19 protein-coding genes are annotated in these 22,517 nt (G+C 38.0%); 17 read left to right on the top strand and 2 right to left on the bottom strand.

Annotated elements, in window-relative coordinates; translation table 11 throughout:
• Window positions 1–60: 60 nt before the first annotated feature.
• The 7 genes from POD11_RS07935 (at window position 61) to POD11_RS07905 (ending at window position 10,338) form a co-directional block, all read left to right on the top strand.
• Window positions 61–1,851 (top strand): ABC transporter substrate-binding protein, encoded by a 1,791-nt coding sequence (locus POD11_RS07935; protein WP_262456879.1) that lies wholly within the window; start codon window positions 61–63, stop codon window positions 1,849–1,851.
• Window positions 1,852–1,866: 15 nt separating this feature from the next.
• Window positions 1,867–3,690 carry an ABC transporter substrate-binding protein gene (locus POD11_RS07930; protein ID WP_262456878.1) on the top strand — a complete coding sequence of 608 codons (1,824 nt, stop codon included), beginning with the start codon at window positions 1,867–1,869 and terminating at the stop codon, window positions 3,688–3,690.
• The gene (locus tag POD11_RS07925) at window positions 3,691–5,724 is read left to right on the top strand and encodes a M3 family metallopeptidase (RefSeq protein WP_262456877.1); all 2,034 of its coding nucleotides are present in this window, start codon (window positions 3,691–3,693) and stop codon (window positions 5,722–5,724) included. It abuts the gene before it with no gap.
• A gap of 12 nt (window positions 5,725–5,736) precedes the next feature.
• Window positions 5,737–6,675: an ABC transporter permease gene (locus POD11_RS07920; RefSeq protein WP_005304778.1), complete on the top strand. Its 939-nt coding sequence runs from the start codon at window positions 5,737–5,739 to the stop codon at window positions 6,673–6,675.
• Window positions 6,676–6,682: 7 nt separating this feature from the next.
• Window positions 6,683–7,825: an ABC transporter permease gene (locus POD11_RS07915; RefSeq protein ID WP_262456876.1), complete on the top strand. Its 1,143-nt coding sequence runs from the start codon at window positions 6,683–6,685 to the stop codon at window positions 7,823–7,825.
• A gap of 12 nt (window positions 7,826–7,837) precedes the next feature.
• On the top strand, window positions 7,838–9,571 hold the full coding sequence (locus POD11_RS07910; RefSeq protein ID WP_262456875.1) for an ABC transporter ATP-binding protein: 1,734 nt from the start codon (window positions 7,838–7,840) through the stop codon (window positions 9,569–9,571).
• Between the two features lie 107 nt (window positions 9,572–9,678).
• Entirely contained in the window at window positions 9,679–10,338 is a 660-nt protein-coding gene (locus POD11_RS07905; RefSeq protein WP_262456874.1) for an SOS response-associated peptidase, read from the top strand.
• Between the two features lie 58 nt (window positions 10,339–10,396).
• Here POD11_RS07905 and POD11_RS07900 read toward each other — a convergent pair whose 3' ends face one another.
• A complete protein-coding gene (locus tag POD11_RS07900; RefSeq protein ID WP_016141167.1) occupies window positions 10,397–10,765 on the bottom strand; it encodes a hypothetical protein in 369 nt (122 codons plus the stop codon).
• Between the two features lie 297 nt (window positions 10,766–11,062).
• On the opposite strand from POD11_RS07900, the gene POD11_RS07895 reads away from it, so the two are divergent.
• Window positions 11,063–11,920, top strand: coding sequence for a 3'(2'),5'-bisphosphate nucleotidase CysQ family protein (locus tag POD11_RS07895; protein ID WP_262456873.1), 858 nt, complete (start codon window positions 11,063–11,065; stop codon window positions 11,918–11,920).
• A 57-nt stretch (window positions 11,921–11,977) separates the two neighbouring features.
• The gene (locus tag POD11_RS07890; RefSeq protein WP_016141165.1) at window positions 11,978–12,712 is read left to right on the top strand and encodes a histidine phosphatase family protein; all 735 of its coding nucleotides are present in this window, start codon (window positions 11,978–11,980) and stop codon (window positions 12,710–12,712) included.
• Window positions 12,713–12,769: 57 nt separating this feature from the next.
• Here POD11_RS07890 and rpsT read toward each other — a convergent pair whose 3' ends face one another.
• The gene (gene rpsT / locus POD11_RS07885) at window positions 12,770–13,036 is read right to left on the bottom strand and encodes a 30S ribosomal protein S20 (protein ID WP_002117906.1); all 267 of its coding nucleotides are present in this window, start codon (window positions 13,034–13,036) and stop codon (window positions 12,770–12,772) included.
• 212 nt (window positions 13,037–13,248) lie between these two features.
• On the opposite strand from rpsT, the gene POD11_RS07880 reads away from it, so the two are divergent.
• The 8 genes from POD11_RS07880 (at window position 13,249) to POD11_RS07845 (ending at window position 22,512) form a co-directional block, all read left to right on the top strand.
• Window positions 13,249–13,914: an NAD(P)H-binding protein gene (locus tag POD11_RS07880; RefSeq protein WP_262456872.1), complete on the top strand. Its 666-nt coding sequence runs from the start codon at window positions 13,249–13,251 to the stop codon at window positions 13,912–13,914.
• A gap of 12 nt (window positions 13,915–13,926) precedes the next feature.
• Complete coding sequence (gene rraA / locus POD11_RS07875; RefSeq protein ID WP_262456871.1) at window positions 13,927–14,433, top strand: ribonuclease E activity regulator RraA; 507 nt, start codon at window positions 13,927–13,929, stop codon at window positions 14,431–14,433.
• Window positions 14,434–14,454: 21 nt separating this feature from the next.
• The gene (locus POD11_RS07870) at window positions 14,455–15,237 is read left to right on the top strand and encodes a glutathione S-transferase N-terminal domain-containing protein (RefSeq protein ID WP_262456870.1); all 783 of its coding nucleotides are present in this window, start codon (window positions 14,455–14,457) and stop codon (window positions 15,235–15,237) included.
• A 144-nt stretch (window positions 15,238–15,381) separates the two neighbouring features.
• Window positions 15,382–16,314, top strand: coding sequence for a Dyp-type peroxidase (locus POD11_RS07865; RefSeq protein WP_262456994.1), 933 nt, complete (start codon window positions 15,382–15,384; stop codon window positions 16,312–16,314).
• 86 nt (window positions 16,315–16,400) lie between these two features.
• Entirely contained in the window at window positions 16,401–16,757 is a 357-nt protein-coding gene (locus POD11_RS07860; protein WP_262456869.1) for a hypothetical protein, read from the top strand.
• A 134-nt stretch (window positions 16,758–16,891) separates the two neighbouring features.
• Window positions 16,892–20,353, top strand: coding sequence for a transcription-repair coupling factor (gene mfd, locus POD11_RS07855; protein WP_262456868.1), 3,462 nt, complete (start codon window positions 16,892–16,894; stop codon window positions 20,351–20,353).
• Window positions 20,354–20,554: 201 nt separating this feature from the next.
• A complete protein-coding gene (locus tag POD11_RS07850) occupies window positions 20,555–20,989 on the top strand; it encodes an HIT domain-containing protein (protein WP_002117900.1) in 435 nt (144 codons plus the stop codon).
• 56 nt (window positions 20,990–21,045) lie between these two features.
• On the top strand, window positions 21,046–22,512 hold the full coding sequence (locus POD11_RS07845; protein WP_262456867.1) for an adenylate/guanylate cyclase domain-containing protein: 1,467 nt from the start codon (window positions 21,046–21,048) through the stop codon (window positions 22,510–22,512).
• Window positions 22,513–22,517: the final 5 nt, after the last annotated feature.

Genomic DNA, 22,517 nt, shown 5'->3' with positions numbered 1-22,517 from the left:
TTTCTTATGCAGATTTAGATGTTACTCAAAAGGATAATATCTTTTAAAAAAACTAATTACGTGGGTATGAACTTGAAATTAAAATTTTTTAAGCTCGCCATTTTAAGTCTGGCTATTACATCAGTCCCTTGTGCTTACGCAATTACGCCAGCACAACCAAACAAAATTTTGCACGTTGCCTATGAAGCCCCAGATGATGGTTTCGATATGGTCAAGACTACTAATTTCTATAGCGCGAGTATTGCTGAAGCCATATTTGAGCCTTTACTCAAATATGATTATTTAGCAAGCCCATTACAGTTAGTCCCTTATACGGCTGAAAGCCTGCCTAAAGTTGAACAAGAGGGAAAAGTTTATACTTTTAAAATTAAACCCCGTATTTATTTTACTGCGGACCCTGCTTTTAAAGGTAAGCGCCGTGAGCTTGTGGCAGAAGACTATGTATATGCAATTAAACGGATTCTAGACCCGAAAAATAGAGCACCTTCTGTTTCTTTTCTGGATGGAAAACTGGTAGGGGCCGATGCAGTTGTAGCTCAAGCAAAGAAAACTGGAAAATTTGATTACGCTGCGCCCATTGCAGGGCTTAAAGCGCTTGATCGATATACTTTACGATTTACCTTAACTCGCCAAGACTATAATTTTCCTTATATTCTTGCCTATATTACTTTTGGCGGAGTTGCTAAAGAGGTTGTCGATTATTACGGTGACCGTATTGGTATGCATCCCGTAGGTACTGGTCCTTACATGTTAAGTAAATATGTTCCAAGAAGTAAGGTCGAGTTGGTTGCCAATCCAGATTATCGTGGTTTTGTTTGGAACTTTAAGTCGACAGGAACACCTTGGGATAACCAGCTTGTTAAGGAAATGTCTGGAAAGAACATGCCACAAATTGGAAAGGTGGTAGTCAGTATTATTGAAGAACAACAGTCACGATGGTTAGCTTTTCAGTCTGGTCAATTAGATTTTGATAGACTTACAGCAGATGCTGTTCCGCAAGCTTTAGATGGAAATCAACTTAAGACTTCTTTTCAGAAAAGAGGAATTAAGCACTTCCCATATAAGGAACCCGAAATGACCTATACGATGATGAACATGCGTGATCCGGTCATTGGTGGTTTTAACCCGGAAAAGATAGCTCTGCGTAGAGCAATTACTTTATCGTACAATCAAAAAGAAAGTATAAAACAGGCTTATAAAGGGCAAGCAGTTAGAGCAGAAATTTTTATACCTGAAGGTGTAAATGGCTATAACCCTAAATATAAAAGTAGCGTAGGGTACAATCCATTATTGGCAAATAAATTACTTGATTATTATGGTTATAAAAAAGGTGCTGATGGTTATAGAACCCAGCCAAACGGGAAACCTTTAATTTTAAAAATTAATACAGAAAATAGCTCGGCCTCAGTTATCCACTCCGAACTCTGGAAAAAGAATTTAGATGCGATTGGCATTCGAGCTGACTTTAAGGTGAGTAATTTTGCAGATAACTTAAAAGCCGCAACTCAATGTAAATATATGATTTGGAGTGGCGCATGGATTGCTGACTATCCTGAGGGAGATAATTTTGCACAATTACTGTATGGACCCAATGCAGGTCAGGGAAATCATGCTTGTTATCAGTCTAAAACATATGATGCGCTTTATACTCAGGCCATCCACTTGCCGCCTCAACAACGCTTACCATATTACGAAAAGCTTAATCGCCAGATTGAAGCTGATAATCCATGGATTATTCATGTAACCCGTATTCGTAACTGGTTAGTACGGCCACAAGTTCAGGGTTTTAAACCCCATCCTATGATGAATACAAACTGGCAATATCTTGATATTACTCCTATTAAAAAATAATTTTAGATAAAGATCATGATGACTGAAAATTTAAAACAAAAGCTCAAGCATTGTAGTATCAGCTTGTTATTCGCTAGTATGGCCTTAACGGGATCTACAAGTATTTTTGCGAAAAGCCCAGCAGATCCGAATAAAGTTTTACGTTATGTATTTCCAACAGCTGAGACAGGTTTCGACCCAGCTTATATCCATGATTTATATTCGGCGCATGTAACCACATCGATATTTGAAACTTTATATACCTATGATTATTTAGCAAGGCCGGCAAAGCTTATTCCGCAAATAGCAACCGCTATGCCAGAAATCAGTGCTGATGGTCTGACCTATACCATTCGCATTAAAAAGGGAATTTATTTTACGCCAGACCCTGTTTTTAAAGGCAAACCTAGAGAATTAACAGCCAATGATTATGCGTATTCTTTTAAGCGTTTATTGGACCCGAATCTACGCTCTCCAAATAGCTGGTTATTAGAAAACAAAATTGAAGGTATGGAGGCGTTAGTCAAAGCAGCCAATAAATCCGGAAAATTTAACTATGATCAAAAGGTAAGTGGCTTACAAACACCTGATAAGTACACTTTGGTGATTCGTTTAGTTAAACCCGATTATAACTTTCCTTTATTATTGGCTCATGATCCGACAGGTGCTGTGGCACGCGAAGTTATCGAAAAATATAAAGACAAAGCTGGTTATGTAATGGGTCATCCTGTGGGTACAGGTCCTTATGTACTGAGCAAGTGGGTACCAGCATCGCGCATTGTTTTAAAGGCAAATCCTGATTATCGTGGCTTTACTTGGAACTTTACTGCCAGTAGCCCTGAAGATCAGGCAATTGTAAAACGCCTTAAAGGTAAAAAAATGCCTCAAATAGGCACAATTGATATTCAGGTGATGGAAGAAAACCAATCACGATGGCTAGCATTTCAGCGTGGTGAGGTTGATATATTTCAGCTTGAAGGGCAACTAGTCGCAAAAGCGGTTAAAGACGGTAAGTTAAGACCTGAGCTTGCTAAAGAAGGTGTGCAGCTATCTCGTATTGTTGATCCTGAAATTAGCTATATCTATTGGAACCTTAAAAATCCGGTCGTTGGCGGAATGAGTAAAGAAAAGATTGCCTTACGCCGTGCAATAGCAATGTCTCGTTCAATAGATCAAGAAATTAAATTAGTAAGAAATGATGATGCAGAGCGTCTACATTTTCCAGTTCCACCAGGGGTAGTGGGTAACGATCCACAGTATAGAAGTAGCACGCCATATTCTGTGAAAGCAGCAAATTTACTATTAGATCGATATCACTATAAAAAAGATGCATCAGGTTGGCGGACACAACCAAATGGTAAACCTCTTGTTATTGAGTATATGGCGCGTAGCGACAGTATTGGGCAACAAAGTGCTGAGCTTTGGAAAAAGAACTTAGATAGTTTGAACATTCGAATGGTCTTTAAACCCATGCTTTTTGCAGATCTCATTCGCGCGCAAAAACAATGTGAAGGGATGTTTGGGTCTTCTGCGTGGATAGCCGATTATCCAGATGGCGATAATTTTATGCAGAATTTTTATGGACCTAATACACACATGACGAACTGGTCTTGTGGTTCTACACCAGAATTTGATCCGTTGTATCGCCAAACCCAACAAATGCAAGCAGGTCCTGAAAGAGATGCGCTCTATCGCAAAATGACACGTCTACTAGAAGTATATATGCCCGCTCAAATATCTTATGCACGTTACCGAAATATGCTGGCTCAACCCAAAATCATTGGATATAAAAAACATCCAATTTTGCATGCTGAGTGGATGTATTTCGATATTGATACAAATACTAAATCTAATCATTAAGTGAAAAAAATTGGAGATAAAATGAAAAACAATGCACTGAAAATGATAACTTTATCTATGTTGACTATGGGTGTAAGTCAGTTTGTAACGGCAGAGACAACACGTCCTACTTTGCCATTACTGAAAGCACAACAACTTCCAGCATGGTGTGATGCAAATTTAAAAAAGATTCAACAGCAGATTACAGTTTTTGAAAAAACGCCTGTTACAAATAATGCAGCAGCGGCACCTATATTGGCAAAATGGGATAAAATCTTTGCCCATTTTGAAGATTTTTCAGGTCCGATAAGTCTCTATAGTAATGTAGATCCAGATGCAAAATTGCGTAAGGCCGCAGAGGACTGCGAAATCAAAATTAATCAATTTCATACTGATATATTTCAAAACCCAAAGCTCTATAATTTAATTAAAAATACGCAAGCAACAGATCCAATTGACCAAAAATATCGCCAAGATATTCTCAGTCAATTTGAAGATACTGGTGTTCAATTAGAACCAGCAAAACGTGCACGAATGAAGGCTATTCTGGATGAGTTGACCAAACTCGAACAAGAATATGCACGTAATGTCCGAGATAATCCGGAAAAACTTGAGTTTACTACTGAAGAGATGAAAGGGTTGCCTCAAAGTTATATTTCAGCATTGAAGAAAAATGCTAAAGGCAACTATTTATTAGGTTTCGAATATCCGGAATATCGTCCATTTATGGAGCTCGCGGATAATGATGATGCCCGAAAAAGATATCAAATTGCCTTTACGCGACGTGGTACTGAACAAAATTTAAAACTACTTAAACAGGCAATAGATTTGCGTTATGAGCTTGCACAGTTATTTGGAAAAGCAAGTTATGCAGATTGGGTTTTAAAAGACCGTATGGCTAAAACACCTGACGCCGTAAATCAGTTTTTGGCAGAAGTACAAAAAACTGTAGCTCCACTTGAGCGCAAAGAAGTAGAAGAACTGCGCGCATTTAAAGCGCAAACATTAAAAACGCCATTAGAAAAAACCGAGATCACCCGTTGGAGCGAAGCTTACTGGAGTGAAAAACTTCGTAAGAGTAAATATCAGATTGATCAGGAAAAACTTCGTGACTATTTTCCGACTTTAGCTGCTCAAAAATGGTTATTTGCTATTTCATCTGACCTTTATGGTATTGATTTTAAACCTGTCAAAGTGAAAGCATGGCAAAACGAAGTTGAATATTACGATGTAGTTGACAAAAAGACAGGAAAGCTTCTTGGCGGTCTGTATATGGATAAATTCCCTCGTGAAGGGAAATATGGTCATGCTGCGGTTTGGGGAGTATACGGTGGCAGCACTTTAACCAATCGATTACCAGTTTCAGCATTAGTCACCAATTTTAACCGTAAAGGTTTAAACAGTGATGAGCTAGAAACTTTTGTTCATGAATTTGGCCATGCTTTACATGGCATATTATCAAATACACGTTATACCAGTCAGTCGGGAACATCCGTAGAGCGTGATTTTGTAGAAGCACCGTCTCAAATGTATGAAGAGTGGGCACGCCGTAAAGAGACTTTATCTAAAGTGGCTGATTATTGTGACCCGGCATGTCCACGTGTTGATGACGAACTCATTGCTCGTTTAAAAGCAGTACATAACTATGGACGCGGCTTACGTTATGCGCGTCAGACTCTTTATGCACAGTACGATATGTCATTGCATACTGCTGATGCCTTAAAAGTAAAACCTTTAGAAAATTGGCAAAAAATGGAAGCTGCTACAGCTTTAGGTTATGTACCAACAACAGAGTTTCCTGGGCAGTTTGGGCATTTGATGGGTGGTTATCAAGCCGGTTATTACGGCTATATGTGGTCTGAGGTTTTAGCTTTAGACATGCTTTCTGCGTATGGGGATAACCTTAATAACCCGCAAGTGGGACAACGTTACCGTCAAACCATTTTGTCACAAGGTAGTCAAAAGCCGGCTGCTGAATTAGTTAAAGATTTCCTTGGCCGTGAACCTGATAACAAAGCGTTTTTTAATGAAATTACCGGACAACGGGTTAAATAAGGAATTATCACTATGCTGGCATATGTTATTCGGCGTTTATGGCAGATGATTCCAACTATGTTGGGGGTAGTCTTACTTATTTTTATTCTTTTTAACTGGGTAGGCGGCGATCCTGCTTATATTTTAGCTGGCAAGATGTCTAATCCTGAGCAGATCGAAAACATTCGTAAGCAGCTTGGTGTCGATCAGCCTTATTACGTTCAGCTATGGATTTTTATTAAGCAGATTCTCACTTTTGATTATGGAGCGAGTTGGAGTACGGGTGAACCTGTTTCCCAAATTATTTTAACCCGATTAGGACCGTCGCTTACGCTTCTAATTCCACTGACTATTTTACAGACCGTTATTTCAATTATTTTAGCTTTGGCTGTTGCAGCGGTACGTGGTTCTCTAACCGACCGTATGGTCATGATGCTATGTACTATCGGCATGTCGATCAGCATCTTAGTTTACATTATCGTTTTTCAATATGTTTTGGCGTATCAGCTAAGTTGGTTCCCAGTACAAGGCTGGAGCGATAGCTTTACTGACAATTTATTTAAGTTTGCCTTACTGCCGATTCTCATCATGCTGGTGGTGAGTATTGCACCGACTTTGCGTTTATATCGTAGCTTTGTGCTTGATGAAATTAATCAGGACTATGTTCGAACAGCACGTGCTAAAGGTGTAGGTGAAAGCCGAATCTTAGGTGTACATGTACTGCGGAACGCTTCAATTCCCATTATTACCGACGTGATGTCAACTTTACCTGCATTACTCATAGGCGCATTTTTAATTGAACGTTTTTTTGGTATTCCCGGGATTGGTCGAGAGGTAATTATTGCAGTTGAGCGGAGTGATTTTCCTGTTATTAAAGCAATTACAGTTTACATCGCAGCTGCAACCATGATTTTTAACTTGATTGCCGATTTGGTCTACAAAGTGGTTGATCCACGTGTACAGTTGAAGTAGGTGGGCTATGCTGAGCGTTTTATCAAAAAGAAAACAACAAACAAAAGCGGAAGCTCATTCATCTGGTCTGTGGAAACTTGCCATGCACCGTCTTCGGGCCGACAAGATTGCAATGTCATCGCTAGTGATTGTATTGCTTTATTTTATTATTCTGGTTCTATCAATGACAGGTGTGATTGCATCTGACTGGAATAAAGAGGTTGCAGTAAGTTATGCACCACCTACATTTATAGGCGCAGATAAGACAACAGGTGCAGGGCAAAATGCTGCGGTGGTTGATGAGGAATTACCAGAAAATCCTGTCGATCCCTTAAAAGATGTAATTCATCAACTTAAGGCTGAAATTAAACAAGAAAAGAGTGCTGGAAGTGCGATTGATTATTATGGTGTAGTGGACCCTTTAGCTGATGATATGAAGGCGATTGATCAGCAACTTGGAGGACACTTACTGGACCAGCAGAGTGAACTTAAAAGCACACTTATATTTGGAGCTGACAAATGGGGACAAGACGTCCTTAAAAAGACCATTAAAGGTGCTGAAACTTCAATCATTGTTGGGGTGATATCCGCTTTACTTGCGGTAGGCATTGGTACACTTTTAGGCGCAATTTCTGGATATTTCGGTGGTTGGGTGGATGATATTCTCAACTGGTTTTATAACATTTTTACCTCAATTCCATATTTATTATTAGTTCTCGCTATTGCTGCTGTACTTCAACAAAAAGGCATTTTATCTATTGTTCTAATTTTAGGTTTAACTGGGTGGACGGGGGTTTATCGTTTAATTCGTGCCGAATATATGAAACATACTGCACGTGAGTACGTTCTTGCTGCTAAAGCAATTGGCGTTGGACACTTCCGCCGTATGTTCATTCATATTTTCCCTAATGTCAGCCATATTGCTTTGGTCCAAATGTCAATTCTGGTGGTGTCTTTCATTAAATCTGAGGTCATTTTAAGTTTCTTAGGTTTTGGTGTGCCTGTAGGCGTAGTGTCTTGGGGGAGTATGTTAAATGAAGCACAAAGTGAACTTCTTTTAGGTAAGTGGTGGCAGCTTGTCGCAGCCTCTGTCGCGATGGCTGTTTTGGTAACGGCATTTTCAATGTTTACTGATGCACTTCGTGATGCATTAGATCCAAAACTAAAATAAGAGGAAATCCTAATGTCAGAACATGAAAATCAGAATGCGCCGTTGCTGCATGTTAAAAATTTACGAGTGAGTTTTAAAGGTGAAGATAAACAATATATTGAAACCGTGAAGGGAATTAGTTTTGATATTCCTGCAAACACCACGGTTGCTTTAGTAGGTGAGTCGGGTAGCGGCAAATCGGTTACTTCTTTGGCAACTATGGGTTTACTGCCCGTAGGTCAGAGTAAAATTGATGAGCAAAGTAAAATTATATTTGAAGGTAAAGATTTACTGAGCTTATCTCGTACAGAGATGCGTAAAATTTGTGGCAAAGATATTGCCATGATTTTTCAGGAGCCGATGTCATCATTAAATCCTGTTTTTACGGTTGGCAATCAAATTGCGGAAGTGTTGTGTTTGCATATGGGGGTGAGCCGTAAACAGGCCCGAAAACGCGTTTTAGAATTACTTAAAGAAGTCGGTATTCCTTCACCTGAAACTAAAATTGATGCTTATCCAAATCAACTTTCGGGTGGTCAGCAGCAACGTGTCATGATTGCTATGGCGATTGCGTGTGAGCCTAAACTGCTGATTGCCGATGAGCCGACTACAGCACTTGATGTCACGATCCAAAAACAGATTATTGATTTACTTGAGTCATTGCGTAAGCGCCGTCAAATGTCGATGCTTTTTATTACTCATGATTTGGCATTGGTCGGTGAAATTGCAGATAAAGTCATTGTGATGCGTCATGGTGAAATTAGAGAGCAAGGCGTGGCTGAACAGGTTCTAGAACAACCTAAAGATGTATATACGAGAGCGTTACTTTACTGTCGTCCTGAAATGTCACAACGACCTTATCGTTTGCCTGTGACCAGCGATTTTATGCGTCAAGAAGACAATATATTGGTCGAACAAAGTTTTGACGTTTCACAAATTCCCCAGCGCAAACGGGGTTTAAATGGTAATGAGCAAATTATCTTAGAAGTAAAGGATCTGAAAAAAAGCTTTTATAGTCGTAAAGGTCTATTTGGCAAAGAAGAGTTTCAGGCCGTAAAAGGCGTTTCTTTTAAACTTGCTAAAGGAAAAACTTTAGGTTTAGTCGGTGAGTCAGGTTCAGGTAAAACGACCGTTGGGTTGTTACTCATGCGCTTACATCAAGCCTCTGGAGGGCAGGCTTTCATCGATGGTAAAGATATTCTTTCATTAACTGAAAAAGAGTTTGCTAAATATCAACGAAAGATTCAGATCATTTTTCAAAACCCATATGCCTCTCTTAATCCACGTTTTACCATTGGGCAGATATTATTAGAGCCTATGCAAATTCATGGTATTGGTAAAGATGACGCTGAACGTAAACAGATTGCCCTTGGACTGCTTGAGCGAGTGAATTTACCTGAGCAAGCTTATTATCGTTATCCGCATGAGTTCTCAGGTGGGCAACGCCAACGTATTGCCATTGCACGGTGTTTAACGCTAAAGCCTGAAATTTTGATTTGTGATGAATCGGTTTCGGCCTTGGATGTTTCAGTTCAAGCACAAGTACTTAACTTATTACAAGACTTACAAGATGAGTTTGGGCTTAGTTATATCTTTATTTCACATGATTTATCGGTTGTGAAGTACATCTCTGATCAGGTGATGGTCATGAATCATGGTGAGGTTGTTGAAATCGCTAACTCAGATGAGCTCTATGCACATCCTCAACATGACTATACTAAACGATTATTGCAGGCCATTCCTCAAGGAATTCAGCACATCTCATAAGCGTAAAGTTATGTCGTTAAAGGCACTTTCTAGTGCCTTTTTATTTGGTTTATAGGGCAAATGCTTATAAAATATAAAAAGTAAATATAGAGTATTTTATTCTTGCTATGTGCGCTAACTTTAAACCTTTAACGCTCGCTCAATTACAGCAACTTCAGTTACCTGAAGTTGGCTTTAGCTATGCCGAGGAGGTTTATCCTGCTGGAACAATGCCATTATTATTTAAATCATCGCAAGGCCTTGAATGGCGTGAAGTGATGTTTGGATTGGTTCCAAAATGGGCTGAAGATACCAATATAGCAAAACATACTTATAACGCTCGTCATGAAACAATTTTCCAAAAACCGAGTTTTCAAGAAGCTGCGCTTAAATGTAAGTTCGGTGTGATTCCAGTGACTGAGTTTTATGAAAGTAAATATATAAATGATAAGCCAGAGCGGTGGGGTGTGCGCCGTAAAGATGGGCAGGCTTTTTTTATTGCAGCGATCTATGAAATTTGCAAAATAAATGAAACGATTATTCGTTCTGCAAGCATGTTGACCATGGATGCTATAGACCATCCAATGATGAAAGACTTTCACGAACCAGGTGACGTTAAACGATCAGTGATTGTAATTCCACATGATCGTTTGGAAGAGTGGTTAAGTTTAGAATCGCCTGACATTTCAAGTTTTATTGAGGGCTTTCCCGTCAAAGAATTTGAATGCTCTCATGTACCAAAAGAAAAAATTATAAAACCTACACTACAGTTAAGTATGTTTGACTAACTTGCTTAAAACTAAGAGGAGATTATTGATCTCAATTTGAATCAATAACCTCTATGTCTTATTCAATATTTTTACTTAATGTTTGTACTTCAGAATCTTCAGCTAGATAGGTCAATTCAATAGGCGAAATCACAAAAGTCGTATTATCTGAGGTCTGTTTAAATACGAAGCCATATTCAAAAGATTGGCTATTTTTACTTGGTAACCAGAATAGATAAGGACAACCTGTATAACTCCCATCCCAACCCATTTCTCTAGCTAAAGCCAAGGCCGTATCAGATTTCGCTATGATTTCTTTAAGTGATTCTTTATCTCGTTGAGAGACGTCACCATCATCATCTGCAAAGGTTTGTAGAAACTCAGTTAAGGGCTTAAGGTCTTCCCAGTTATGTTCTATTGTAGAGAAATGATATCCATATAGCATCATGTGCACTTTCTTCCATCTTGTTATTGTGTCTTTGAACATACCAAGAAATATATGAAAAGGAAATGGATAAATCTGATTTAAGTTGTTTATTTTTCATAACTTATAGATTGTTTTTTGTACGGAATAAAAGCTTTTATAAACATTATAATTACTCATATTAACTATATAGCGTACGCTCAAAGCAGTGCTCGCCTAATGATTAAGATAGATTACTATTTTAGTAAATCAAACTGTTGGCGAATATTGAATTGTTCATAATTCACCTATAATAGAATTGAAACTATATAGAGCATATTTATGTTTATAACAACTACACGCCCACAAGATAATTTAATTAATCAACTTCTGCCTATTTTGGAACAGGCGAGCCAAATTTTATTAGAAGAATATCAAAACTATTCTGCGGGTTATGAGTTTACTATTCATGAAAAACAAGATGATTCACCTGTAACCCAAGCAGATCTAAAGGTAAATAGATTTTTACTAAAACATCTTGCAGAAATTACTCCAGATTTGCCTGTTTTGTCTGAAGAAAGTGATTATAGTGCCCGTCATGACTGGTCTACTTGTTGGATGTTAGACCCACTCGATGGAACCAAAGAATTTATACATGAACGTGATGAATTTACGATTAATTTAAGCTTGATTAAGGGTAAAGAAACCGTTTTTTCGGTTATTGCTGTGCCATGCGAACAAGTTGTGTACTTAGGATATTTGCAAGATTTACCTTTTAAATATAGTTTTAGCCAAAAACAATGGTATCAATATCAGGTTAGTTCAACTCCGCTAAATGCACCTATACAAATAGGATTGAGTCACGGTAGTAAAAATCCAAAATACCAAAAATTTATTCAACCTATAGAAAAAGAACATCGCATTATTCGACGAGAAGCTGGGAGTGCCTACAAATTTTGTATGATGCTAGAAGGTGAAATAGATATTTATCCACGCTTCCATCCCACTTCTGAATGGGACACAAGTTCAGGTCAAGGACTATTAGAAAGTATAGGCGGCGGTTTACTTACTCTGGATGGTAAGCCTTTTGAATATAACCAAAGAAACACGGTTTTAAATAAGGGCTTTATCGCTTTTCGTGATGAGGAAAGTAAAAAAATAGCATTTGAAGCTTTAGCCCAATCAGGTGTTATAGATTGAGAGTTATGCCAGACATGTTATAGTGGCAAAGTATTGAAAAAAGATGACAAGATAAAAATGGCACTCGATTTATTGCCTAAAAGTATGTTTGAAGCAATTGATTTATTGCCCGATGCTTCAACTCCTGTAACCTTATTTACGCGCCATTCTTTAAGAGAACTTGTAGATGGGCAGGGCTTGGCTGGATATGATCTCCAACTTACTCCTCAGGGGCGTGAGCTTGCACAGGCGTGGGGTAATTATTTAATCAAAAATACAGATCGTGTTATTCAGCATTGTATTTCAAGTCCAATACAGCGCTGTGTCGATACGGCTGCGCTCATGATTGAAGGGGCTGACGATGTAAGCCCTCAATCTAATACTCATACGATTGAGATTATTGAGCAAGGTCTACTTGTTGAACCAGGTAGTTTTGTTTTGGATATAAAACAAGCTGCTCCTTATTTCAAAAAGCAAGGCGCGTTAGGTTTTATTAATAGTTTTGTAAATAATGCATTGCCTGGCATGAAACATCCAATTACTGGGGTTTTAGATGTACTAGAGCTTATTTACCGAACTCATCCTAAAACTCAAGGTGGCCTTAGTTTAGCCGTCAGTCATGACACGATTATTGCTGCCATTGTTGCTGTAATCTCAGGTGAGAATAAAATTAAGAAAGAAGATTGGCCTGAAATGATGGAAGGGTTATTTGTATGGTTTGAAGGTGAAGAGTTTCCAAATTGTAAATTAAAGTGGATTTGGAGAGGAAAGGCCTACGAACTGAATGTGGCTAAATTTCATAAAGTACTATAAGCTCAAAAATGATAGATAATAAAAAAAGCCCTATTGGGCTTTTTTTACATGTTCAAATTAGTTAGCTAACGCTTTAACTTGAGCATTTAAACGGCTCTTATGACGAGCAGCTTTATTTTTGTGGATGATGCCTTTATCAGCCATGCGGTCGATTACAGGAACAGCTTTTTTGTAAGCTTCTGTAGCAACAGCATAATCACCACCAGCGATTGCACTTAAAGTACGTTTGATGTAGGTACGAACCATAGAACGCAAGCTTGCGTTGTGTTTACGCGCTGTAACGTTTTGACGCGCACGTTTTTTAGCTTGAGCAGAGTTTGCCACTCTTGCACTCCTTGAAAATAAGTTGGTCTGGGCGGGCTGTGGTCAATTCAGTAAACTGATGTAACCATCACCAGCCCGTAAACAAGTGCCATATTGTGATGAATCAACACCGTGAAGTCAAGCCTTGCGAGCATTTTAAGCGGTTTTAGGGGCTGCTAAAACGGTAAGAAAAGGTTAAATTTGATACAAACTTAAAGAGGGTTGGATAAAAAATGACTATAAGTGCTAAAAAAGCAATTGTGATAGGTGCTACTGGACTTGTGGGTTTAGCTCTTGTTGAACAGCTTGAGCAAACACCCGAATTTGAAGAGATTACAGTAGTCGTGAGAAAAGAATCACAACTACTTAATACATATAAAAAAGTTACTCAAATCGTTATAGAAGATTTTTTATTGCTCAATGACGAAGATGTGAGTGGACATACTCATGCATTTAGCTGTTTAGGAACAACATTAAAAATCGCTGGTTCAAAACAGGCCTTTTACTCCGTGGATTATGAAATCAATGCTCATTTAGCAGACCTAGTGCAAGACAAGCACATTCATTTACTGCTAGTGAGTGCTCTTGGCGCAAATGCAAACTCTCTAATTTTCTATAATAAAGTGAAAGGACAGTTAGAAGATTATATTGAAAGTTTAGAAATCGAAAAATTATCTATTTTTAGACCGTCTTTACTGATTGGTAAACGTAGTGATGTACGGTTTATTGAAGACATAGGGCAAAGTCTTTTTAAGTTTATTGAGAATAAATTACAAAAACCATTCAAATATAAGCCTGTAACTGCAGAGCAATTGGCTCATATGATGGTCGTAGCGGCGCTAACGCAAATTGAAGCTTTTAAACGATATGATAATCTGAGCATACAACAAACTCGATAATGGAGTATTTAAGTGTCGACAATACCATTTGTAACTTGTGATTTATTAGATGATAACCCTGAAAAAAACTTGCAGGTCGTAATTCCATCAATGGATGGAAAGTTCTTTCAAAGTTATGGGGCGCGTAAAACATTTGGGGGGCAGGTTGTAACCGTAAAGTGCTTTGAAGATAACTCACGAGTAAAAGAGTTATTAGCAACAGATGGTACAGATAAAGTATTAGTGGTAGATGGTGGTGCCTCTATGCGTTGTGCGCTTATGGGTGACATGATTGCTGAATCAGCGGTTAAAAATAATTGGAATGGTGTGGTGATTTACGGTTGTGTACGCGATGTTGATGCACTTGCAACTTTGGATTTAGGCGTACATGCATTGGCTGCAATTCCCCAAAAAAGTAATCGTAAAGGCATTGGTGAAATAGATATTCCTTTATATTTTGGTGGAGTCACAATCCAATCTGGTGATTTTATCTATGCTGATAATAATGGAATTGTGATTGCAAAAGAAAAATTAGTCTAATTCTCTCATACAAAGGAACGCATGATGGTGATTCATCAAATTAAAGTACTTCAAGCAGTTGTATCTGCAATTGCCGAAGGTGGTAGAGGTGTTACAGGAACGGCATTTCCACAGCAACCTGTAAAAGCTTTAAAACTATATGAATTTGAAGGTTCACCATTTTGCCGTCGCGTTCGTGAAGTGATTACACTTTTGAATTTGGACGTGGAAATTTATCCATGTCCTAAGGGAGGAAAAAAGTATAGATCAGTTGTAAAAGAAAAAGGCGGCAAATTACAATTTCCTTTTTTAATTGATGAAAATACTGGTGATCAGCTATATGAATCACAAGATATTATTCATCATTTATTTAAACACTATGGTAAGACAGGGAAAACACCTCAGAAATTTTCGAGTTACCCAAACATGCCTTATGTTGCAGTTGCAGGGACTATCTTAAATGGTGCTCGTGGAGTTTGGATAAATAAAAAAATTATTGATAGAGCTGCGCCTGAGCAAAAACTTGAGTTATGGAGTTTTGAGGCGAGTCCGTATTCACGAATTGTAAGAAGTCTACTCTCTGAACTTGAACTTCCATATATTTTGCATAATGTGGCGAAAGAAAGATGGCAAGATATGGGACCTGCTATCCTTCGCTTAAAACCAGGGAAATATATACCTTTAAAAGATGGGAAAAGAGAAAAGCTATTGCCTATTATGCAAGGTAAAATGCAAGTGCCATATTTGGTAGATCCAAATACGGGAGTGAAGATGTTTGAATCTGCTCAAATCGTAAAATATTTAAAAAAGCAGTACGGACATTAATTTAAGGTTAGTTTGAGCAAGAGTTTAAGGCATTTTACTTAAACTCTTATGAATATTAGATTTTATGAAGGTATGTATGAAAAGAAAGTGAATATGCTAAATTAACGAGGTTAAATACCTAAAAAGGCATATTTTATGGAATGTATGAGAATTCAACCTGTAACGAGTGCTCCTGGTGAAAATGCATTATTTATTGTGTTGGGGCTGGCTCAAGGTGATTCTGTAATAGAAAAAGTAAAAGATTTTGCTGCTAATTTTTCAGCATTAACTCGAAGTCTCTTTAATCGTTATCCGGATAGTAAATTTAATGCTACTTTAGGTTTTAGCTCAAATGCATGGGATATTTTATTTCCAGAGAAAGCAAAGCCCCAAGAGTTACAACCATTTCAAGAAATTAGAGGTCCGAAATATACGGCTGTTTCAACTCCAGGGGATTTATTTTTTCATATTCGTGCTGATCGCCAGACTTTATGTTATGAGCTGGGTAATATAATTAATCAACAGCTTGGTAAAGTAACGTATCCAATTGATGAAGTTCATGGCTTCCGTTATTTTGATGGACGGGCAATTATTGGCTTTGTGGATGGGACTGAGAACCCTGAACCCGTTATTGCAGCACAGTGGGCATTGGTCGGTGATGAAGATCCTAATTTTATCGGGGGAAGTTATGCTTTTATCCAAAAATATACGCATGATATGGATAAATGGCGTTCATTAACTGACGAAGAGCAAGAAAAAGTGATTGGCCGTAAAAAGTTCAATGATGTTGAGCTCAGCGATGATGAAAAACCTTTAACTGCTCATAATGTTGTAAGTAAAGCTCACGATGCAGAAGGCAATGAACTTAAAATTATGCGAGCTAATATGCCTTTTTCGAATCCTTCTAGAAATGAATATGGCACATTCTTTATCGGCTACTCGCGTAAATTTAGTACAACCCGACAAATGCTTGAAAATATGTTCTTAGGAAATGAGCAAGGTAATCTTGACCGATTACTTGATTTTAGTACTGCCCAAACTGGAACTCTATTTTTCGTACCAACTGTGGATTTTCTGGATGATTTAGGTGATGAGTAATCATTAAAAATAAGCTTTAATCTTTAATGGTGGAGGTGAATAGATTACCTCCACTATGTACATTGAAATTAATATGATGTGATGAAATGTTTAAAAAGTTAACACAACTCTTCCAAGGCTCGAAAGAGACACCTGAGCAAATTTATTTACAAGAGAACCAACTCAGGTTTGATTCCGAACACGGCCCGGTGATTAAAGATGTCGTAATTAATGAAAAGTGGTTAGAGCATCTTGAGTATTTTTCAAATCGTAAACTACAGAATTTTGATAATCTACCTAAACTATTTCAAATTACGCCACAAATTAATGAAAAAATTGATTTAGAGATTGCAACGCAACGCTATGTAGAAAGGTTAGGAAATACAGAACAAAAGTTACTTGAACTTAAATCCGTTATACAAATATTAAATCAATATTACGTTTTGTTTTTGCGTGATAAATAATCATAGTTGATTGATTAAAAAATATAAAAATTAGAGCGAAGTAGTAGTTTGATTTTCAAAAAAATAACTCATTTCACTAAAAACATCATGCTACTATTGAGCTCATATCTTCTTAGCTGATAAAAGCCATATACATGTTTCAACAAGAAATCTCTCAATTGAATTTACAACAGCTCAAAGCCGGTGAAAAGCGTTGGGTAGGGTCGTTATTAGGTTCATCTGCTGCATTATTATTCAAAGAAATTGCTATTCAGCATTCATCTTTGCTCGTGGTGGTGGCTCGAAATAACCAACATGTTGCTCAGTTAGAAAGTGAACTTGAATTTTATGGTATAAAACCGACAATTTTCCCTGATTGGGAGATTTTGCCGTATGATCGTTTGTCACCTCATCAAGATATTGTTTCGGAACGTCTCGCAATTTTATCTAATATGCCGCAAAAGGGTGTCTTACTCATTTCAGCGAGTACTTTAGCCCAGAGAGTTGCACCATATTCTTGGGTTTTAGGTGAGCATTTTGATATTCATGTGGGGCAAAAATTTGATTTAGAACAACAGAAGTTACGGTTAGTACAAGCAGGCTATCATTTAGTAGACACGGTTTATGATCACGGTGAATTTGCTGTACGTGGCAGCATTATGGATATTTTTGCATCTGGTCAGAATGCGCCTATCCGTATTGACCTGTTTGATGATGAAATTGATACATTAAAATTCTTTGATCCAGAAACGCAAAGAACCACCACAACTTTAAAAAGTTTTACAGTTCTTCCAGCGAAAGAGTTCCCTTTAAAAGAAGCTCGTTCGATTTTCAGAGACCGTTACTCTGAACTTTTTCCGACTGCAAATCCTAAGAAAAACCCCATTTATCAAGATGTTCTTGATGGAATTGCATCTCCAGGAATTGAGTTTTATTTACCTTTATTTTTTGATAAAGCTCAAATGCCAGCTCAAAGTACACTGACAACGTATTTGCCAAAGAATTGCATTGTAATTACAACTAATGATGTGGACACTGATTTAACCAGTTTTTGGAAAGAAGTTTTCCGCAGGTATGAAGATAGACGTCATAACGCAGATCAGCCAATTCTACCTCCTGATGAATTATTTATTGCGCCAAACCACTTGCTTAGTGCCTTAAATCAGTTCCCACGTATGCTTGTGAGTGCTGAGCTAGTTGAAGAAAAAGCTGGAGCTTTAAATCTCAAAGTTGAGCAACCTCCTAAGCTGGCAGTTGACCCGAAGAAAGAAAAACCATTTGCGGTAGTTAAAAAATATATTGATGAAGCGAACCATCCAGTTTTATTAGTTGCAGAAAGTGCTGGTCGTCGTGAAAGTTTAAGAGATGGTTTGCGTGCCAGCCTGGGAGATATTCCTAGCGTAGATAGTTTTGAGCAGTTTCAGAAAAGTCAGTTCGCGATTGCGATTACTAATGCGCCATTGGACCGTGGGTTGCTTTTAACCGATCAATTGTCTGTTATTTCAGAAAATCAGTTATATGAGCACCGGGTAGTCCAACGTCGTCGTAAACGTCAGCAAGAAGTTTCAGAAGAGTTCTTAATTCGTAGTTTGACCGAATTAAGTATTGGCGCTCCTGTTGTTCATATTGACCATGGTGTAGGGCGTTATGCTGGGTTAATTACTTTAGCAATTGAAGGGCAAGATTATGAATTCTTGCAATTAGACTATGCTGAAGAGGCAAAAGTTTATGTACCTGTGACGAATTTGCATCTTATTAGCCGTTACAGTGGTGGAGATCCGGACTTAGCACCATTACATAAAATTGGAACTGATGCGTGGAGTAAAGCAAAACGTAAAGCTTTAGAACAAATTCATGATGTTGCAGCAGAGTTGTTACATATACAAGCCCGTCGTCAGTCAAAACCTGGTTTTGGCTTTGAAATAGATCAGTCACTTTATATGCAATTCGCGAGTGGATTTGCGTATGAAGAAACCCTTGATCAGGCCAATGCTATTGAAGCGACGCTTTATGATATGCAACAAGCTAAACCGATGGATCGACTTGTTTGTGGGGATGTTGGTTTTGGTAAAACTGAAGTTGCGATGCGTGCAGCATTTGTTGCGGTGCAAAATGGTAAACAGGTTGCTGTTTTAGTACCGACGACATTGCTTGCTCAACAGCATTATGAGTCTTTTAAAGACCGTTTTGCTGACTGGCCTGTTCGTATTGAAGTGCTCTCACGCTTTGGTTCAAATAAAACGCATACGAAAAATATTGAAGACCTTGCTGAGGGCAAAGTTGATATTGTGGTAGGTACCCATAAACTTTTACAAGAAAATGTATATTTTAAAGATCTAGGCTTAATGGTGGTCGACGAAGAACATCGTTTTGGAGTGCGTGATAAAGAGCGTATTAAAGCATTACGCGCAGATGTAGATATGTTGACGCTTACAGCTACACCAATTCCACGAACTTTAAATATGGCTTTTTCGGGAATGCGTGATTTATCTATCATTGCTACACCGCCAGCCCGTCGTTTAGCTGTTAAAACCTTTGTACAAGAGCATACCGAAGCATCTATTAAAGAAGCGATTTTGCGTGAATTACTGCGTGGTGGCCAAGTATATTTCTTGCACAATGAAGTTGATACGATTGAAAGAGCTGCTGAAAATATTCGTGTGCTTGTTCCGGAAGCTCGTGTAGCAGTGGCTCACGGACAAATGAGGGAAAGAGAACTTGAGCAAGTCATGCAACAGTTCTATCACAAAGAATACAATGTATTGGTATGCTCAACCATTATTGAAACCGGTATTGATGTTCCAAATGCCAACACCATTTTGATCGAAAGGGCTGACAAACTTGGACTAGCTCAATTACATCAACTGCGTGGTCGTGTGGGGCGTTCACATCACCAAGCTTATGCTTATTTATTAGTTCCTTCGATAAAGCATCTAAAAGGTGATGCTGAAAAACGCCTTGATGCAATCCAAAGAGCTTCAACTCTGGGTGCTGGTTTCATGTTGGCTACAGAAGATTTAGAAATTCGAGGCGCAGGAGAGCTTTTAGGCGAGCAGCAAAGTGGCTCAATGCAGGCAATTGGTTATAGCTTGTATATGGAAATGCTTGAAAAAGCCACTAAGGCAATTCAACAAGGAAAAACGCCGAATTTCGATGCACCTTTATCATTAACAGCAGAAATTAATTTGCACATTCCTGCACTGATTCCAGATGATTATTTAGGTGATGTGCATCAGCGTTTATTATTCTATAAGCGTATTAGTAATACAGATACCCAAGAAAAACTCGACAATATCCGTATGGAACTGATTGACCGTTTTGGAGTTCCACCGCAATCAGTTAAACACTTATTTAGTGTTCACCAAATTCGACTGAAAGCTGAACAGCTAGGTATTACTAAAATCGATATTAATACCCAAGGTGGCAATATTGAATTCTCGCCTGATACACCTGTTCAGGCCATTAGTATTATTCAACTCATGCAAAAGCATCCAACCTATTATCGTATGGAAGGTGGTCAGCGCTTAAAAGTGATGGTTCAGCTTGAAGAACAGGAAAAACGAATTCAATTTATTAATGATTTGTTAGCGAAATTATTGAATGAATTACATGCTTAAATCGTGTTTTAAATTGATTTCAACTCAACAAGAATCTTTTGTATGTTAATAACAGAATTTTATGCACGATTTCTTGGTCTATTCGGGGAATAAGTGCATAAAATCATTGTTATTTGTAATCAAACCAGACACTAGCAATACTCACATTAAAACTGATGTGATAGTATTAGCCATTATTGTTTATTGTCATTTATAAAAGATATGTTTAGTTTGCATCCACAACTTGCTCAAGATACTTTTTTTGTAGGCGATTTTCCGCTTTCAACATGTCGTTTAATGAATGATATGCAATTCCCTTGGCTGATTTTAATCCCTCGTGTGCCGGGAATCACAGAATTATATGAGTTGAGCCAAGCTGACCAAGAACAGTTTTTGCGCGAATCAAGTTGGTTATCTAGCCAGCTATCTCGTGTATTCCGTGCTGATAAAATGAATGTTGCAGCTTTAGGGAATATGGTGCCTCAATTGCATTTTCATCATGTTGTACGTTATCAGAATGATGTTGCATGGCCTAAACCAGTTTGGGGTACACCAGCTGTTCCATATACAAATGATGTGCTGGCTCATATGCGTCAAACCCTTATGCTTGCGCTACGTGGTCAAGGCGACATGCCTTTTGATTGGCGCATGGACTAAATCAATGCAATGCCACATTTATATGAATGTGGCTACATTGAGGTGTGGAGGATAGGGTGCAATTAGAGAGGTTTATCGATAGAGAGCCTAAGCAGTTTGCATATTTTCATCGTTTGATGGGATATTCAATTCTGTCATTAATTTTAGTGATCTACGCTTTTACCTCACCGAATACAAATTACCAGATCTATGTTCCACCTTTTTTCCTATTTCTGCTTTTTATTAGCTCGAAATTAGAACACTGGCTTCAGTACCAATTCGATAAAAAAACTCAAAAAAGTGTTTTCTTTGCAATCGATGCAATTGTTGTAGCCGTTACTTTGGCAGGACTGCATCTTAATTTAGTGCCTACATTTATTGCACTTTTTGCATTGTTTTATTCCGCAATTAATAGTCGTATTTCTTTCGCAGTCATTTGTTTAACGAGTTTGTTAGGCGCGATTATTTTTTATTTAAGTACTTTTTTCCTATTTGGTTTTTATACATATTTTGAGCCTACTAGCCAAGAGTTGACAGTAATAACACTCCTTGGTTTGGTTATGTTTATTACCATTGGAAATTATTACCAGCATCGCTGGGTTAAAAAAATCAGTCAGCAGCGTCAACATTACTATGACCAAATGACCCGTTATATTGCTTTTGCTAATCAGCTAAGCCGTTATGCGCCACTACAGTTGTGGCAGTCTATTATGCGCGGCGAGGCTGAAGCAAAGATTGAATATAAGCGTAAAAAAATGACGGTGTTTTTTTCTGATATTCAGGGTTTTACAGAGTTATCAGAAACTTTAATTCCAGATGATTTAGCATTTTTGCTTAATGATTATTTAAGTCATATGACTGAAATTGCTAAACAGTATGAGGCTACTGTCGATAAATTTATGGGGGATGCCATCCTCATATTTTTTGGTGATCCAAATTCACAAGGTGTAGAACAAGATGCTAAAGCTTGTGTAGAAATGGCAATTGCTATGCGTCAGCAAATGAAATTGCTACGTGAGCGCTGGAAAAAAATGGGTTACTCAGCCTTGCATATCCGAATGGGGATTAGTACTGGTTATTGTCACGTAGGGAATTATGGGGCAACACATCGCATGGCTTATACGATCGTTGGTCGTGATGTGAATTTAGCGGCTCGTTTGCAGTATGCTGCTGAAATAGATGAGATTTTAATTTCAGATGATACTTATCAATTAATTAAGAGTGATTTCCTCTGTGCTCCTAAAACACCGATTTACCTAAAAGGTATTCAAGGTGCGGTAAAAACATGGCAAGTAATGGAGAAATATACAGGGAATAAGTCGGATCATCAGCAATGGTTTGACTATGAGTATAAAGGCTTCCATTTGGTACTTAATTTAGAAGAAGTACAAAACTATGAATATCCTGAATTGGTAGAAGTACTTGAGAAGATGATTCAACGAATTAAAGTTCAACAAACTCTAGTAAATACTCAAGGTATTGCACAGTTAAGACTTGAAGATGAGGTTAAACCTTTAGAGATAGATTCGCAAGACCAAGTTTAGAGTTT

Source organism: Acinetobacter sp. P1(2023) (assembly GCF_028367635.1).
In the GTDB taxonomy this organism is placed as follows: Bacteria; Pseudomonadota; Gammaproteobacteria; order Pseudomonadales; family Moraxellaceae; genus Acinetobacter; species Acinetobacter pittii_E.
This window is presented reverse-complemented; position numbering and strand designations above follow the sequence as displayed.